The organism is uncultured Clostridium sp. (assembly GCF_910588715.1).
Taxonomy (GTDB): domain Bacteria; phylum Bacillota; class Clostridia; order Clostridiales; family Clostridiaceae; genus Clostridium.
The window spans coordinates 1-15,537 of sequence record NZ_CAJURG010000009.1; the positions used below are offsets into that span (position 1 = coordinate 1).

The following is a 15,537-nucleotide window of genomic DNA, read 5'->3' on the forward strand; positions in this document are numbered from 1 at the left end:
TCTTTGGATTAGTAATTGGATCACCAAACATCTCAATAAATTGTGATTTAACTAACTCATCTAATTCTTTTATTTGTTCTTTTCTTTTATCTATTAATTCTTGTGCCTTATCTAATATTTCTACTATTTTTCTTTGAATTTCTAACTCTTCGTGTATTAATAATTCAAAATCTGAAAATTGACTTTTATTTATTATAGGAACAACAGGAGCATTTGCTATAGATTCTAATTTTTTTTGGTTATATTTTAATAAGTATGCTAAATACTTTGAAGAAGTTATTTTATTATTATGTACAATTGCATTTATTTGCTGATTAAATGCAACCTCTTCAATATTTATTCCTAATTTTCCTATGTTTCCTATACAAGAAACTAATAAACTCCCCTTAGGAATTATTCTTGCTTTTTTTCTTGCTTTTTCAGATAAATATTCATTAGATTGTTTTATATCTATAATATCAAAGCTTAATATATCTGGCTTTATAAACATAATATCATCTGATTCATAAAATTCATTATTTCTTTTACTTGGAGTATTTCCAGTAAAAACACTACCTAGTTCTCCTATCTTATATTTTTTCATACCCTTACTCTCCAATCATCAATAGCAACTTTTTTGCTTCTATCACTAGCTTGTTATCTCTTTTATTATCATATAAATTCCTACCACCACTATTTCATATATAATTATATACTTTATTAAATTCATGTATCAATTAATTACTTAATTAACCTAAAAACAGTCTCAGTGTGTGCTGTATGTGAACAAAATATAAATACAGATGTAATGTAGTTACTATATTAATTATCAACAAATACCTCTACTGTTATCAACATTCTATCAACAATATAATATAAATTGTTGATAGAATGTTGATACGCTATTTCTTTATATACACTCTATATCTTCTTTCTCCTCTAGGCTCTATCATAGATTCCTTTACCATTTTATCTATATAATACTTTGCTTTTCTATCGTCACATCCACAAAGTTCCCTCATTTTTGAGTTGTTTATAGATTCATTTTTTCTTAAATATTGTTCCACCATATCTTTTGCTCTTATATATTCAACATCTTTATCTTTTATATATCCAACATCATCACCTAATCCATAATAAACTTTCTCTGAAAGAATATATTTTTTAAATCCGTTAGATTCTACATACCCATAAGCTCTTAACTCATTTACTACATCTTGTGTATCATGTGGTGATAATTGACAATACTTAGATGCATCTTTTATTGTAATCACTTTATTATTTTTTAAGTATTTCAATAATATTATTTGGCTAGTATTAAAAATAATTTGTTTCTTATCTTGCTCTTCCATTAGAAATTTAGTGAAGTTTTTATCCTCAAGATCACTTTTAAGTGTTAATGTTATTGCATCACTATAAATACTATATGTAGGTATTGACTTACCTAAAAATATCATATCCCTAAAAATTATATCTACTCCCTGACCTGATCTTTGAACATATTTTAACTTTTGTAATGTTTCTGCAATAAGTTTATTTCTCGAAACTGATGGATGTGTTATTATATTATTTTCATTTATTCCATTAGGAAACCCACCCGGGTTTTCTATTAGTATTTTACTTGAATAATGTTTAACGTAAATAGCTCCATTACTCCTATAATCTCTATGACAAATTGCATTTAGAAGAGCCTCTTGAAAGACATTTGTAGGAAAATCCTTAACTTCCATTCTAAATAATCCAATTTGTATATTACTTATATAATTACTCGCCTCTATGATTTCAGTTAATCTATCTAATACTGAAATTATAGACATCTTAAAATCTATTCTTTTATCATATTCGGTTGTATTAGAGTCACTATAATGTAAATATATTATTTCAGCCTGTGGTATACACCTATTAATTGAAGCTTCTTTACCAACAAAAAGCATCCCCGCAATAGTAAGTTTTGTTTGCCCATCTTTTTCTTTAAGTAAATGTAAGTCTTTTAAAAACGCCTTATCATCCATATTAGGCAAAGTAGATTGTTGGTCTCTAGCTCTTAACTTTTCTTTTAATTTATATACCTCTAATGTATCTATATCATCTTCCGTTGAATCTTCTATTATTAAATTTGAAAAATCATTATTTACATTTGCATATTCATTAGTTGGAAAATCTTTTGGGTACATTGGTTTTGTATTTTTACCTAATCTCTTGTAAGTTTCACCTGCCGATGTAGCATAAATACAATCTCCCTTTTCAACTGTTATTACCAAAACTATTTTATCATCTACATTTACCTCTTCAATACTATTAAATAGCTTTGGAATTGTTCTATCATATATACTCTCTAAGATATTTTGCGTATTATAGTTTTCGCATCCAGTTATTTCTCCGTTATCCTCAACTCCAACTAATATTACTCCCCCTTTAGTATTTGCTAATCCTACAGCTTCTTTAGTAAGAATCTTCATTAATTCTTTTTCTTTTACCCTTATCCAACTTTTAAACTCTACATCAATACTTTCCCCTCTTGCAATTATATCTTTAATATCATTGTCCATACTCTCACCTCTTTTTATATTACTATTTAAATTTTTATCAACAAACTCTATCAACATTTTTCTAAAATTGTTGATAGAATTTATATATCATTATTTCTTATTATTTAATATCTTACCATATAAAAAAGGAACTACAAAATCTATTGTAATTCCTACTTTATATTTATCTTTTAAATAATCTAACAACAGTCTCAGCATGTGGTGTATTTGGGAACATATCCTTAACTGTACTCTTATCAACCTTATATCCATGAGCTAATAATACATCTAAATTTTCAACCATTGTCTTTGGATTACAAGAAACATAAATTATTTCTGGAGCATTAAACTTAATTACATAATCTAAAGCCTTAGGAGACACTCCGCTTCTTGGTGGGTCTAATATAATTATATCCGGCTTATCCTTAACCTTTTTAATAGTTTCAGCAACATCTCCTGCTATAAATTCACAATTACTTAAACCATTAAGCTTAGCATTTTCCTTTGCAGCTTCAACAGCTTCTTCAATAAGTTCAAGACCAACAACCTTTTTAGCATTAGGTGCAGCAATTTGACCAATTGTACCAGTTCCACAATAAAGGTCAAAAACAACCTTATTTTCACCATCTCCCATAAAATCTCTAACTAAACTATAAAGTGATTCTGCTCCCTTAGAGTTAGTTTGGAAAAATGAAAATGGTGATATCTTAAATTTAAGACCAAGTAAAGTTTCAACTATGTAATCTCTTCCAAATAATACATTTACCTTTTCAGGTACAACTGCATCAGATAAAGAATTATTTTCAGTATGTAATACAGATACTAATTCACCCTTATAATTTTGAGATTTAAGTAATTCAGTGTATTCTGTTAAATCAAAATCAATTTGAGTTGTAGTTACTAAGTTAACCATAAATTCACCAGTATTAGTAGCTTTTCTAATAACTAAATGTCTTAAATACCCTTCTCTTCTCATTACTCTATAATAAGGTAATCCTGTTTTTCTAAAATAATCTACAGTTGTTTTAAGAACCGTTCTAAAATCTTCATCAACAATCATACAACTATCAACAGTTAATACACCAAAAGATTTCCCTTTCATGTGCATTCCTAAAGTAAGTTCTCCACCCTTTTCTAAATCTCCAAAAGTGAACTCCATCTTATTTCTGTATTCAAAGCAGTTTTCGCTTCCCTTTACTCCAAGATACATTCCCATTGGTAAATCTTTTTCTTCAAAAAGTTCACAAATTTCCTCACTTAATAACTCTAATTGCTTTTCATAAGTTAAATTTTGAGAACTACATCCTCCACATATTCCAAAGTGAGGACATGGTGGATTAATTTCATATTCAGCTTTTTCAATAACTTCTACAAGCTTAGCCTCTGCATATCCATCTCTATTTTTCTTAACAGTAGCTTTTACTGTTTGCCCCGGAAAAGCACCTTTTACATAAATTTTCTTTCCTTCACATTCCGAAATTCCAGTTGAAGGAAACTTTATATTGTTTATTTTTAATGTTAACTGACTTCCTCTTTTCATCTTACGCTCCAATCTAAAAATTAATTATTTATTAAATTTAAACTTTTAAAATAAAAGTCTTAAAAACCCTTTTAGCTTCTAACTATTAGTATTATACATTATAAGCAAAATAAAAACACCTCTATAAATTATTATAGAGATGTCTTTTTTAATTATCTAAATATGAACCTTTTTCCTAAAGTTTTTCCCTTTAAAACTTCATGTAAAATTGGATAATATAATACATTAATTATTACATAAATAATCATAAATACTTCTTCTCTTAAAGCTACTCTATATCCAAAAATTCTTAAAGCTAAATCAAATATACCAAATGCTATTAATGATAAACCTATAGCAAATATTTGATCTAAAACTCCACTTAAAATAACTTTTGTATAGTGCATCATTTTACTATCAGCTTTAGCATCTATTATTTCTTCATTGTTATCCACCAACTTTTACCTCCATAAAATTTATATTTATAATTAAAGCTTATTATTTCTTAAAGTTATATACTCTACTTTCTAATTTATAAAGTAAAAAATCTTTTGTTATTGTTACTGTTTCTTTTAATCCATCAACATTATTTGTTATGGTTTCTATACCCTCATCTGTACCATTTTTAATTGCATCATATATTTGATTATTTAATTCGGTATAATCTCTTTCATAATCTCCAGTAAATGCTTGTGAAAAGGCTGATAATGATAAATTTTCAAACTCAAACTTTCCAGCTTCTAATATGATCTTTTTATCAAGTTTATATCCTAATTTCATTTCTAATTTTCCATTTGCTAAATCTGACCCATATTGTTTAAAACCAAAGTATAAACTTTCTAATCTTTCTGCTTCTGGAATATCAAAATATATGTAAGTATCATTAATTGATTCGCCATTTTCTTCTTTTATTTCATCTTCTGTAACATTATACTCTAGTGAATATCCCTTAGCTGTTGATTTTACACTTGCTAATGATCTTTCATAAAGTTCTTTAACTTGTTCTCTAGTATAATCTTCTGACCATGTTCCTGGAAGTATATCTACATTTTCAACTATTTTCTTTTGATTATCATTTGTTGACTTTCCTTCACCATTGTTGCTTGAGCATCCTACCGCACTAATAGCTAAAATTGCAACTAATGCTAAAGATATTGCCTTCTTCTTCATGTTCTTCCCCCTTACACTATTATTTTTTAATAATATGTTTTCCTAAATCTTATTAATTATAACATTAACTACATCTATTTTAAAAGCATTTGTCAATATATTTATCGCAAAATTAACATTATAGTTTATAATTTAATACTATCTTTTAGCTTTTCAAACGTCTTTTCACCTATTCCATCAACATTTTTTATTTCTTCAATAGACTTAAATCCTTTATGCTCCTCCCTATATGAAATTATAGCATTAGCCTTTACTTCTCCTATTCCCGGAATTTCTTTTAACTTATTTAAATCAGAATTATTTATACTTATCTTTCCATCGCTACTTTCTTTGGTTGTTTCAGAATCTTCTTCATGTTGTACTTCCTCTTCCCCCTCTACAGTAATATCATGTATATTTTTAATTACTATTAAGTCATGATTCTTTATTTCTTTAGCTCTATTTATCTTTGAAATATCAGCTTCTTGTGTTAATCCACCTGCTGCATCAATTAAATCTTTAATTATACTTCCTTCATTTAAGGTATAAACATCTGGATTCATTACTTCACCTTTAATTTCAACTACTATTAAATTTGTAGAACTTGTTTCTAAAGTCTCATTAGTTTTACTTTCTTTAGTATTTGTTTCTGTATTATTATCCTCATCCTTTTTTGAATAATCTATATTTATTTCTTCTTCTAAATCAATTCCTTCTTCATCTATAAAAATATTGTTCATATATTCATCCTTAAAAACATTTTTCTTATTTCCCCCATAGGTTAATAATGTTATACTTGCTATTATCACAAGAATTATTATTATCCCTATAGTTTTCTTATCTTTTAAATTTTCCATTAGAATTTATTTCTTCTCCTTTCTTGTTAATTTCATTATAATTATTAACATAAATTTTATATCTAAACTTTATAAATAATTTATCTATAGAATTATATCTTTTTTTTGATAAACTTAAGACATATAACATGTGAAATTTAAGGGAGAAATTTATGAAAAAATTATTATGCAAAATGTTTGCTTTGGTGTTTTTACTTACAAGCATACTAACAAATTTAACAACAATAAGCCCTTTTGCATTACCTAACCTTTATTCCGAAGGTATTTATCTTATGGATGCAACTACAGGAAAAGTACTTTATCAAAAAAATGCTAATTTTCAGTACATGCCTGCCTCAACCACTAAGGTAATGACGGCAATAATTGCATTAGAGAAATGCAAATTAGATGATGATGTAACTATAGGTGAAAAACCACCATTAGCTGACGGTTCTAGACTTGGAATTGTTAAAGGTGAAGTTTACAAAATGGAAGAATTACTTTTAGGATTACTTCTTTTATCTGGAAATGATTGTGCTGAAGCTATTGCTGAACATATATCTGGCTCAAACGAGGAGTTTGCAAAACTTATGAATAAAAAAGCTAAAGAGCTTGGTGCAACTAACACTACTTTTAAAAATCCAAGTGGATTAACTGAAGAAGGTCATTTAACTACAGCCCATGACTTAGCTTTAATAATGGCATACGCTTCTCAAAATAAAGATTTTGTTAGAATAGCTAGAACACCTTCTTATCTTTATAAAAATCAACCTTATCCAACCGGTGAAGAAAAATGGGCAATTAATAAAAATCACTTGCTTAATGAAGACTCAAAATATAAATATGAATATGCTTATTGTGGTAAAACCGGATATACAATAGCTGCAAATCATTCATATACAGCTGTAGCTAAAAAAGATAATCAAATTATAGTTGGTGCATTTTTAAATGCAACTGATAAAGATGGATTATATACAAGTGTAGGACAATTATTTGATTGGGGTTTTGATAATTTTAAAACAGAAAAGGTAATTTCTAAAGGTGATAAATTAGATGATTATTTTATAGATAAATCTACTTCTATTCCTTTAGTTTCAACAGAAGATGTTTATTATACCTTTAATATAGGAGGTGGTGAAAATGTAACTAATCCTAAAATATCTGTAAATTATACTGATAAAGATTTAAGCACTACGTCAATAAAAAAAGATGAAGTTTTATTTGATGCTACACTTTCAATTAATAATAATAAGGTTTCTAATATCGAATTAGCTAGTGGTATAGATAGGGAATATACAACTAAACTTATGGTTAAAAACTCTATTTTAAAATTTATCTCTAATAAATATTTAATTATTGGAATAGTTACTATTCTTACAATACTAATATTATTTATAATACTTATATTAATTAACAGACATAAAAGAAGAAAAAGAAGATTTTTAGCTAGACGTTCTTATATAAGAAATAAACATAAATTTTAATTAAAAGGAGTTAAGATAAACTATTGTACAAGTTTATTTTAACTCCTTTTTTTAACTTCTTAATTTTTCTAATAAAGCCTTTATATCATTTGGTAGTTCCGCTCTTAAATTAAGTTCTTTTTTAGTTTTTGGGGACTTAAAGTTTAAACCATATGCATGAAGTGCTTGCCTTTTAATAATCTCTGAATCTGATTCATATCCATATAAGGTATCTCCATAAATAGGATGACCCATAGAAGATAAATGCACTCTAATTTGATGAGTTCTACCTGTTTCTAATAAGCACTCAACTAAATCAGCATCTTTTAATCTTTCAACTACTTTATAGTGAGTAATACTTCTTTGTCCTCTTTCATCTACAACCCTTCTCATATTTCCTTCAATTTCTGGTCTATAAATTGGCTTATCTATTGTCCCTTCCATTGCTTCCATATGACCATGTACTAAAGTTAAATATCTTTTTTCTATTTCATTTTTTTGCATATCATTAGATAATTCCATATGAGCATATTGGTTTTTAGCTATTATTATGAGTCCAGATGTATCCATATCTAATCTACTAACTAACCTTACTATGCAATCTTGATTAGTTTCTTTAAAATAATATAATAATGCATTTGCTAAAGTTCCTGACTGATATCTTTTAGTTGGATGTACTACCATATTAGGTCCCTTATTTACAACTATGATTTCACTATCTTCATAAACTACATCTATATCTATATTTTCTGGTTCAATATTTTGAGTTTCTTTTTTATTCAATTTAATAAGTATGTTGTCATTTTCTTTTAAAACATAATTCATTCTTACAGGAGCATTATTTACTATTATTCTTTTATCTAGTGCAGCTCCTCTTATAAGCCTTGACGATAATCCCATTTCTTCTTTTAGATATTCTCTTATCTTTCTTCCTTCAAAGCTTTTTTCAACGCATTTTTCTAAAGTACTCATAAAAAATTTTACCTCCATTAAATAATTAAGAGTTAAGAATGAAAAATTAAGAATTACTGCTTAAATTATTATTATAATTTATAACAAATTATATTTAAAGTCACTATAACTTTAAATTAAACTCTTAACTCTATACTCTTAACTCTAAAATTTTACCTAAACTCTAAGTAATCTTCACCAATTATTATTACTGCATCATAATCTTGATATTCTGACTCTTTATTTTTTGAAAGATTTTTAATACCTGTATCTTCACTTAATAACTTTCTTAAGTCTTTATTATTTGATAATATGCTTGATTCTTTACTTTTTTCATAATTTCCAGTACTTATAGTAGCATATCCTAACTTTTCTAACTCAGTTTTTAAATTACCTGCTAATCCATTTACCCTAGTTGCATTTAAAACCATAATAGAAGAAGTCTTTTTTTCTTCACTATTATCTGCTTCACTAGTAATTTTTAATGATTCTATTATACTTCTATTATATGAAGAATCTGCGACTAAAAAGTCTTGTCCATATATTCTTTCATTATATCCTTGTAATGTATTCATAGATGTTCCTGAATTACTTATCATTTTTAATCCATACTTTATCATCTCTGTACCAGGCATATTAGTTATTACATTTTCTTTTATAGATTTTAAAATATCTGGTATTTGAGTAACTATCATTGGATTAGTACATTTTTCTATTAATGCAGATATAAACTTTTGCTGATTTTTAATTCTTCCTAAATCTCCATCAGCAAGACCTGTACCATCATTGTTTTTTCTCCATCTAAAGAACTCCTCTGCTTTTTGTCCATCTAATAATACTGTCTCACCTTTATTAAAATTTATATGAAGGTCTTGTGCATCATCATCGTAGTACATATCCCTCTCTATAAACATTTCTACTCCACCAACAGCATCAATTAAATTTCTAAATGCAGCATAATCAATCTCTATAAGATAATTAACTGTTATATCTAATAATCCCTCAACTTGTTCTATAACTTCTTCTTCCCCACCTAAAGCATAAGCAGCATTTATCTTCCAGTAAGGAATATAATTACCTTCACCATCACGTGCATTTTCTACTTCAATTAAAGTATCTCTTGGAATAGAAACTACCTTTATATTATCAGTACGTGGATTATAGTTTAAAAGTATCATAGTATCAGTTCTTCTAGCTGAAGTATTCGAAATATTTTCCGAATCTCCTATATCCATACCTAATAATAATATATTTACTGTTTCATTTGCTCTTGGTTTAACACCTGCTATTACATCACTATTATTTAAAGATGAAATAAAAGAAAATAAATATATTCCACTTAATGTTACTAATATTAATACTGTTAAAATTAAAGCTAAAATAGCCCTTTTTATAATAGTAGACCTTTTTTCTTTTTTTCTTAATTTCCTTTTTATATTTAATTGTTCTTTAGGGGTTAAATCTCCTCTATTTATTTTATTAGAGATTCTCCTACCATTGCCCCCTCTATTATCTTTATTGATTGCCATTATCCCGCCCCTTACCTTATATATAATAATAAAAATTTAATAGTATTTAAATTTATTTATTATTAGTATTATATACTAAATAATTTCGTGCCTTAACAGAATTTATGTCAACTGCACAACCTTTATTTAATAAATATATAGTAGTATGAGTTAATGCTTTTAACATAGCCAAGTCTAAATCCTTATAAGCTACTTCTCTAATTTCATCTATCCCTTCAAATTTTCTAGAAGGTTCTATTAAATCAGCTAAATAAACTATTTTTTCAAGATTGGTCATATTTTCTTTTCCTGTAGTATGCCATCTCATTGCATTTAAAATTTCTTCATCTTTTATTTCAAAAACCTTTTTAGCTATTATAGGAGCAATTATTGAATGCCATAACTCTTTAGTATTTTCTTCGTCTATTGATAAAATAATATTTTCATCTTCTATTATTTTTCTTAATTCTTCATTGCTCATATTTTTTGCAACATCATGACAAAGAGCTGCTATTTCAGCTTTTTCTTTATCCTCACCATAAGTTTCTGCAAGTTTAATAGCTGTATTAACTACACCTAAAACATGCCCATACCTAGCTGGCTTTAAGTTGCTTCTTAAATAATCCTTTATTTCATCTAATCCCCACATTCTAATCTCCTCTATATAAATTATTATATTTTATATATTCCATTACTTCATTTGGCATAAAAAAATCTACTCTTTTTCCTTCTAATATTTTTTCTCTAATCATAGAAGAAGAAATATCTAAATTAATTACGTCTAATAAAATTATATTACAATTATATTTCTCTTGTAATTTTTTCTTTTGTCCTTCAAGAACTTCCTTTGTATATTCTCCTCTATTAAAAGCTACAAATGTACAATTTCCTAATACAAGTTCAGGATTTTTCCACTTTTCTATATCCATTAAAGAATCAGCACCAGCAATGAAGAAGACCTCAATATCTTCTTCATCACCTTTTAAATATCTTAATGTTTCATAAGTATAACTATACCCTTGCTTTTGAATTTCATAATCACTAATTTCAAAACCTTGATAATTATTTATAGCCATTTTAACCATATCATATCTATACTTAGAATCTATAACTGGACTTTCTTTTTTATGAGGTGGATTTCCTGAAACCATAAATATAACTTTATCTAAGTTTAAAGCTTCCTTTGCTTCATATGCAATATATAAATGTGCTGAATGTATAGGATTAAATGTCCCACCCATCATACCATATCTCTTCATAATTATTTATTTTTTCCTTGTGGTAATTCTATTTTAGGTTTCTTTTCAGACTTTTTATATAATACAATTTTACTTCCTATAGCCTGAACTCCTTCACAACCTATAAGCTTACATATTTCATCTGAAACTTCTCTAGCTGCTAATCCGCTATTTTCTAAAACCTTTATTTTTATAAGCTCTCTTGCTTCTAAAGCTTCTTCTAATTGTCTTAAAAATGTTTCTTCAACACCATTTTTACCTATTTGAAATATTGGTGACATTGTATTTGCAAGCCCTCTTAAATAAGCTCTTTGTTTTCCTGTTATCATTTAATTTAATCCTCCTATAATATGTACTCAAACTCGAAGTCATTTAATCTAACCATGTCTCCGTCTTGTACACCCATCTCTCTAATTTGTTGTAATACACCCTTATTATTAAGTACCTTATGGAAGTATCTTAATGAGTCTGCATCATGAATATTTACAGATGCAAGTAATCTATCAACAAATGATCCTGTAACAACATATGTGTTAAATTCTTCACCTTCTTCAATGTTGATTTCATAAGTAAATTTCTTTTCTTCTTCAACATATCTTTCTTCTTCTGGTATTTCTAATTCCATTATTGGAATTTCTGTTAACATCTTACCAGCTTCTTTAATAACTTCATCAACCCCAGCTTTAGTTGCTGCTGACATTTTAAATACCTTATCAAAGCCTAATTCATTAACTTTTTTCTTAAAATCTTCAAAAACTTCTTCATCATAAAGCATATCAGCTTTGTTAGCTACAACAATTTGAGGTCTATCCCAAAGCTTTACAGAATACTTTTTAAGTTCCTCATTTATCTTAACAAAATCCTCAAAAGCATCTCTTCCTTCAACCCCAGATATATCAACAACGTGTATTAATAATCTTGTTCTTTCTATATGTCTTAAGAAATCAAGACCTAATCCTACACCTTCTGCCGCTCCTTCAATTATTCCTGGAATATCAGCCATAACAAAAGAATTAATTCCTTCTGCTTTAACAACACCTAAATTTGGTTTTAAAGTTGTAAAGTGATAATTTGCTATTTTAGGTTTAGCTGCTGTAACTGTTGATAATAAAGTTGATTTTCCTACATTAGGGAATCCAACTAATCCAACATCTGCAAGTAATTTTAACTCAAGCATTAAAGTTCTTTCTTCTGCTGGCATACCTGGTTCTGCAAAGTGTGGCGCCTGTCTTGTTGGTGTACAGAACTTACAGTTTCCTTTACCACCTTTACCACCTCTTGCAATAACATATGTATCATCTTTATGAGAAAGGTCAGCAATAACTTTATTACTTTCAAAATCTCTAATAATAGTTCCCATTGGAACTCTTATGTATAAATCTTCTCCATCTTTACCATAGCATTTAGAACCTGAACCATTTCCTCCTGATTCTGCTATAAACTTTTTCTTATATTTGAAATCTAAAAGTGTTGTTAATCCAGTATCTACTGTAAATATAACACTACCACCTTTTCCTCCATCTCCACCATCTGGTCCTCCAAGTGGAACATATTTTTCTCTTCTAAACGTAACAGCACCATTTCCACCTGCACCTGATCTAACTAATATCTTGGCTCTATCTATAAACATAGTTACTAACCTCCTTGTAACTTCTTAATGTTAAACATGATAATTCATTTTTATTATTCCTTAACATATATATTTTATAATAGTATATATAAAAAAGATATTTATTACAAGAATAAAAGCACCCTTACGGGTGCTTTTACCTATATAAAATATAATTATTCAGCTATTTCTTCAACGCTTACTGGGTAAACAGAAACTTTCTTCTTGTCTCTTCCCATTCTTTCAAATCTTACGATTCCGTCTTCCTTAGCAAATAAAGTATCATCTCCACCCTTACCAACGTTTAAACCTGGGTGAATCTTAGTTCCTCTTTGTCTGTAAAGGATGTTTCCAGCTAAAACGAATTCTCCGTCTGCAGCTTTAGCTCCTAATCTCTTAGATTCAGAATCTCTACCATTCTTTGAACTACCTACCCCTTTCTTGTGGGCAAATAATTGAAGGTTCATCATTAACATACTCTTTACACCTCCTCGAATTTTATTTTTATATATTTATTTCGTCTATTTTTACCAAAACTAGCTTCAAGGGACATCATTAAACTTTCTAAACTTTTTTCAAAGGTTAAAAGTAATACCTGTCCTCTCTCAATATCCTCTTTTTTAAGATTAGTTAACCTCAATGATAAAAATCCATCATTTATTTCATACTTTATTGGTAGTTTTAAAACTTCCTGCATACCTATTACAGTACTTTGAGATAATACTGAAACACTATTGCAAATCATATCATATGAATCACCTGTAGTATTTTCAATTTCTTCTCTTGATAAAGCATGACCTTCTATCTTAAAGCCAAGAGATATATGTTTTTTCTTAAATATAATAACCTTAATCATAACTTACAATTAAGCTTCGATTTTTTCGATTACTAATTTAGTGTAAGGTTGTCTGTGACCAGTCTTCTTTCTGTAGTCCTTCTTTGGCTTATACTTGAAAACTGTGATTTTCTTAGCTTTTCCTTGAGCAGCTACCTTAGCAACAACTTTAGCTCCAGCAACTACTGGTGCACCAACTGTTAAAGTTTCTCCATTAGAAACAGCTAAAACCTCTGTTAATTCTACTGTTGATTCAACTTCAGCGTTTAATTTTTCAACGTATATTACGTCTCCTTCTTGAACTCTGTATTGTTTTCCTCCAGTTAATACTACTGCGTACATTAAAACACCTCCTCTTAAACGGTCTCGCCAATTTAGGTACAAAGATTTAACTTTGTTTTTATTAAAACCCGTTATGTGCGGTTTACATATGACATTTTATCATATAAAAATACATTTTGTAAAGAAATTTATTTTACTTTTTCAATTGTTTTTATCTTGTATTTTTGGTAATTTTCTTTTTGGTTTGAGAATATAAGTGGCTCAACTTTATAGCCTTCTATGTCATTAACAAAGTTTAAATAAATTTCTTTATCTAATCCATCAATGCTTTTTAAAAATTTAAATAAGTCACCTTTTACATTCTCTTCATAGTTTTTATCAATTTCAATATAAAAATCCTTTATAGAATTTTCATTTGAACATTTTATAATTTCATTTCTAATAAGAGTTTCTATATATGATAATTTTAAAAGAAATCCATTGCTTTTACATTTTATACAAGGCTCCTCTAAATACTCATAAATAGATTTTCCTCTTCTTTTTCTACTTATTTGAATTAAATCTAGTTCTGTGAAAGGAAAAATCTTAACATTTCCTTTATCTGCTTCTAAAGATTTTTTTAGTTCTTTAAGTACAGGAATCTTTTGTTTTTCATCTCTCATATCTATAAAGTCAACAACTATTATTCCACTTAAATTTCTTAATCTTATTTGTCTTCCAACTTCTTTTGCAGCCTCTAAATTAGTTTGCATTATAGTTTTATTAAAGTCTCTACCCTTTGTGTTTTTTCCACTATTAACATCTATCACATACATAGCTTCCGTTTTATCTATTACAATATATCCACCACAAGGAATATTAACTTTTTTATGCCTTAGCTTAATTATTTCCTTTTCTATTCCACTATAATCAAATAAAGTTCTTGTACCTTCATATAAATTAAACTCAAAATTTTCTTTATCATTAATTAAACTTTTAATCAGCTCTAAAAACTCTAAACTATCAACTATAACCTTTGTTTTTTTATTGCTTAATTCCTCAAAAAACCTTGTAATTAAACTATTTGATTTAACCTTACCTATAGATTTAGAATATTTAAGTTTTCTTTCCATTTCATCTCTTTTATTTAAAAGATACTCAAGTTCTTCTTTTAATTCTTCATCAGTTGCAAACTCTGCTTCCGTTCTAAATACGATTCCAATTCCTCTAATAGGAGTTATTAAAGTTGTTAATCTTCTTTTTTGTTCTACATCAGAAATTCTCTTAGATAAGGTTATTCCTTCATCTCCTATTGTTAAAACAATGAACTTACCTAATACAGTTACTTTATTACTAACCTTAGCCCCTTTATTTCCTAAAGGTTCTTTTAAAACCTCTACTAATAAATCTTGGCCTTTTTTTATTCCTAACCTTTTTAGTTCTTCGCTATAATACATATAGGCTTCTTTTTCTAAACCTATATCTAAAAATACAGAATTAATTCCTGGAATTATATTTTTAACCCTTGCTTTATAAACTTCTCCAATTTGTGGCTCAATGGAGTCCTCTTCAACTAAGCACTCCATCAATTCACCCTCTTCTTTTACGGCAATTCTAATTAAACTTTCTCTTTTTTCAACGAAAATTTCTCTCATATTAAA

Annotated in this window: 17 protein-coding genes; 1 reads left to right on the forward strand and 16 read right to left on the reverse strand. The window is 27.7% G+C overall.

Annotated features, from left to right (window positions below):
* The 6 genes from QZ321_RS10520 to QZ321_RS10545 all read right to left on the reverse strand — a co-directional run.
* The coding region (locus tag QZ321_RS10520; RefSeq protein ID WP_294196781.1) for a restriction endonuclease subunit S at window positions 1-583 on the reverse strand (583 nt) is incomplete at its 3' end.
* Between the two features lie 298 nt (window positions 584-881).
* Entirely contained in the window at window positions 882-2,528 is a 1,647-nt protein-coding gene (locus QZ321_RS10525) for an RNA-binding domain-containing protein (RefSeq protein WP_291747340.1), read from the reverse strand.
* 163 nt (window positions 2,529-2,691) lie between these two features.
* Window positions 2,692-4,047 (reverse strand): 23S rRNA (uracil(1939)-C(5))-methyltransferase RlmD, encoded by a 1,356-nt coding sequence (rlmD, locus tag QZ321_RS10530; RefSeq protein WP_291747342.1) that lies wholly within the window; start codon window positions 4,045-4,047, stop codon window positions 2,692-2,694.
* A gap of 152 nt (window positions 4,048-4,199) precedes the next feature.
* Window positions 4,200-4,481 (reverse strand): RDD family protein, encoded by a 282-nt coding sequence (locus QZ321_RS10535; RefSeq protein WP_291739694.1) that lies wholly within the window; start codon window positions 4,479-4,481, stop codon window positions 4,200-4,202.
* Window positions 4,482-4,524: 43 nt separating this feature from the next.
* On the reverse strand, window positions 4,525-5,196 hold the full coding sequence (locus QZ321_RS10540) for a hypothetical protein (RefSeq protein WP_291747344.1): 672 nt from the start codon (window positions 5,194-5,196) through the stop codon (window positions 4,525-4,527).
* Window positions 5,197-5,321: 125 nt separating this feature from the next.
* Window positions 5,322-6,032: a helix-hairpin-helix domain-containing protein gene (locus QZ321_RS10545; protein WP_291747345.1), complete on the reverse strand. Its 711-nt coding sequence runs from the start codon at window positions 6,030-6,032 to the stop codon at window positions 5,322-5,324.
* A 152-nt stretch (window positions 6,033-6,184) separates the two neighbouring features.
* On the opposite strand from QZ321_RS10545, the gene QZ321_RS10550 reads away from it, so the two are divergent.
* Complete coding sequence (locus tag QZ321_RS10550; RefSeq protein WP_291747347.1) at window positions 6,185-7,495, forward strand: D-alanyl-D-alanine carboxypeptidase; 1,311 nt, start codon at window positions 6,185-6,187, stop codon at window positions 7,493-7,495.
* Window positions 7,496-7,546: 51 nt separating this feature from the next.
* Here QZ321_RS10550 and QZ321_RS10555 read toward each other — a convergent pair whose 3' ends face one another.
* The 10 genes from QZ321_RS10555 to QZ321_RS10600 form a co-directional block, all read right to left on the reverse strand.
* Window positions 7,547-8,446 (reverse strand): RluA family pseudouridine synthase, encoded by a 900-nt coding sequence (locus tag QZ321_RS10555; protein ID WP_291747350.1) that lies wholly within the window; start codon window positions 8,444-8,446, stop codon window positions 7,547-7,549.
* A 152-nt stretch (window positions 8,447-8,598) separates the two neighbouring features.
* Window positions 8,599-9,954, reverse strand: coding sequence for an LCP family protein (locus QZ321_RS10560; RefSeq protein ID WP_291747353.1), 1,356 nt, complete (start codon window positions 9,952-9,954; stop codon window positions 8,599-8,601).
* A 52-nt stretch (window positions 9,955-10,006) separates the two neighbouring features.
* Window positions 10,007-10,582, reverse strand: coding sequence for a bis(5'-nucleosyl)-tetraphosphatase (symmetrical) YqeK (gene yqeK / locus QZ321_RS10565; RefSeq protein ID WP_291739681.1), 576 nt, complete (start codon window positions 10,580-10,582; stop codon window positions 10,007-10,009).
* A 1-nt stretch (window position 10,583) separates the two neighbouring features.
* Window positions 10,584-11,192, reverse strand: coding sequence for a nicotinate-nucleotide adenylyltransferase (gene nadD, locus QZ321_RS10570; RefSeq protein WP_291739679.1), 609 nt, complete (start codon window positions 11,190-11,192; stop codon window positions 10,584-10,586).
* Between the two features lie 2 nt (window positions 11,193-11,194).
* Entirely contained in the window at window positions 11,195-11,500 is a 306-nt protein-coding gene (gene yhbY / locus QZ321_RS10575; RefSeq protein ID WP_291739678.1) for a ribosome assembly RNA-binding protein YhbY, read from the reverse strand.
* Between the two features lie 14 nt (window positions 11,501-11,514).
* On the reverse strand, window positions 11,515-12,801 hold the full coding sequence (gene obgE / locus QZ321_RS10580) for a GTPase ObgE (protein ID WP_291747356.1): 1,287 nt from the start codon (window positions 12,799-12,801) through the stop codon (window positions 11,515-11,517).
* A gap of 155 nt (window positions 12,802-12,956) precedes the next feature.
* On the reverse strand, window positions 12,957-13,256 hold the full coding sequence (rpmA, locus tag QZ321_RS10585; protein ID WP_042399852.1) for a 50S ribosomal protein L27: 300 nt from the start codon (window positions 13,254-13,256) through the stop codon (window positions 12,957-12,959).
* A 5-nt stretch (window positions 13,257-13,261) separates the two neighbouring features.
* A complete protein-coding gene (locus QZ321_RS10590) occupies window positions 13,262-13,636 on the reverse strand; it encodes a ribosomal-processing cysteine protease Prp (RefSeq protein ID WP_291739676.1) in 375 nt (124 codons plus the stop codon).
* A gap of 9 nt (window positions 13,637-13,645) precedes the next feature.
* Complete coding sequence (rplU, locus tag QZ321_RS10595; RefSeq protein ID WP_133014022.1) at window positions 13,646-13,957, reverse strand: 50S ribosomal protein L21; 312 nt, start codon at window positions 13,955-13,957, stop codon at window positions 13,646-13,648.
* A 128-nt stretch (window positions 13,958-14,085) separates the two neighbouring features.
* On the reverse strand, window positions 14,086-15,531 hold the full coding sequence (locus tag QZ321_RS10600) for a ribonuclease E/G (protein ID WP_291739674.1): 1,446 nt from the start codon (window positions 15,529-15,531) through the stop codon (window positions 14,086-14,088).
* Window positions 15,532-15,537 lie beyond the last annotated feature (6 nt).

Bases quoted from the DNA above. Each gene is read 5' to 3' on its own strand.
- QZ321_RS10525 (WP_291747340.1), bottom strand. From the start codon at position 2,528: ATGGACAATGATATTAAAGATATAATTGCAAGAGGGGAAAGTATTGAT.
- rlmD (WP_291747342.1), bottom strand. From the start codon at position 4,047: ATGAAAAGAGGAAGTCAGTTAACATTAAAAATAAACAATATAAAGTTT.
- QZ321_RS10540 (WP_291747344.1), bottom strand. From the start codon at position 5,196: ATGAAGAAGAAGGCAATATCTTTAGCATTAGTTGCAATTTTAGCTATT.
- QZ321_RS10545 (WP_291747345.1), bottom strand. From the start codon at position 6,032: ATGGAAAATTTAAAAGATAAGAAAACTATAGGGATAATAATAATTCTT.
- QZ321_RS10550 (WP_291747347.1), top strand. From the start codon at position 6,185: ATGAAAAAATTATTATGCAAAATGTTTGCTTTGGTGTTTTTACTTACA.
- QZ321_RS10555 (WP_291747350.1), bottom strand. From the start codon at position 8,446: ATGAGTACTTTAGAAAAATGCGTTGAAAAAAGCTTTGAAGGAAGAAAG.
- QZ321_RS10560 (WP_291747353.1), bottom strand. From the start codon at position 9,954: ATGGCAATCAATAAAGATAATAGAGGGGGCAATGGTAGGAGAATCTCT.
- yqeK (WP_291739681.1), bottom strand. From the start codon at position 10,582: ATGTGGGGATTAGATGAAATAAAGGATTATTTAAGAAGCAACTTAAAG.
- nadD (WP_291739679.1), bottom strand. From the start codon at position 11,192: ATGAAGAGATATGGTATGATGGGTGGGACATTTAATCCTATACATTCA.
- yhbY (WP_291739678.1), bottom strand. From the start codon at position 11,500: ATGATAACAGGAAAACAAAGAGCTTATTTAAGAGGGCTTGCAAATACA.
- obgE (WP_291747356.1), bottom strand. From the start codon at position 12,801: ATGTTTATAGATAGAGCCAAGATATTAGTTAGATCAGGTGCAGGTGGA.
- rpmA (WP_042399852.1), bottom strand. From the start codon at position 13,256: ATGTTAATGATGAACCTTCAATTATTTGCCCACAAGAAAGGGGTAGGT.
- QZ321_RS10590 (WP_291739676.1), bottom strand. From the start codon at position 13,636: ATGATTAAGGTTATTATATTTAAGAAAAAACATATATCTCTTGGCTTT.
- rplU (WP_133014022.1), bottom strand. From the start codon at position 13,957: ATGTACGCAGTAGTATTAACTGGAGGAAAACAATACAGAGTTCAAGAA.
- QZ321_RS10600 (WP_291739674.1), bottom strand. From the start codon at position 15,531: ATGAGAGAAATTTTCGTTGAAAAAAGAGAAAGTTTAATTAGAATTGCC.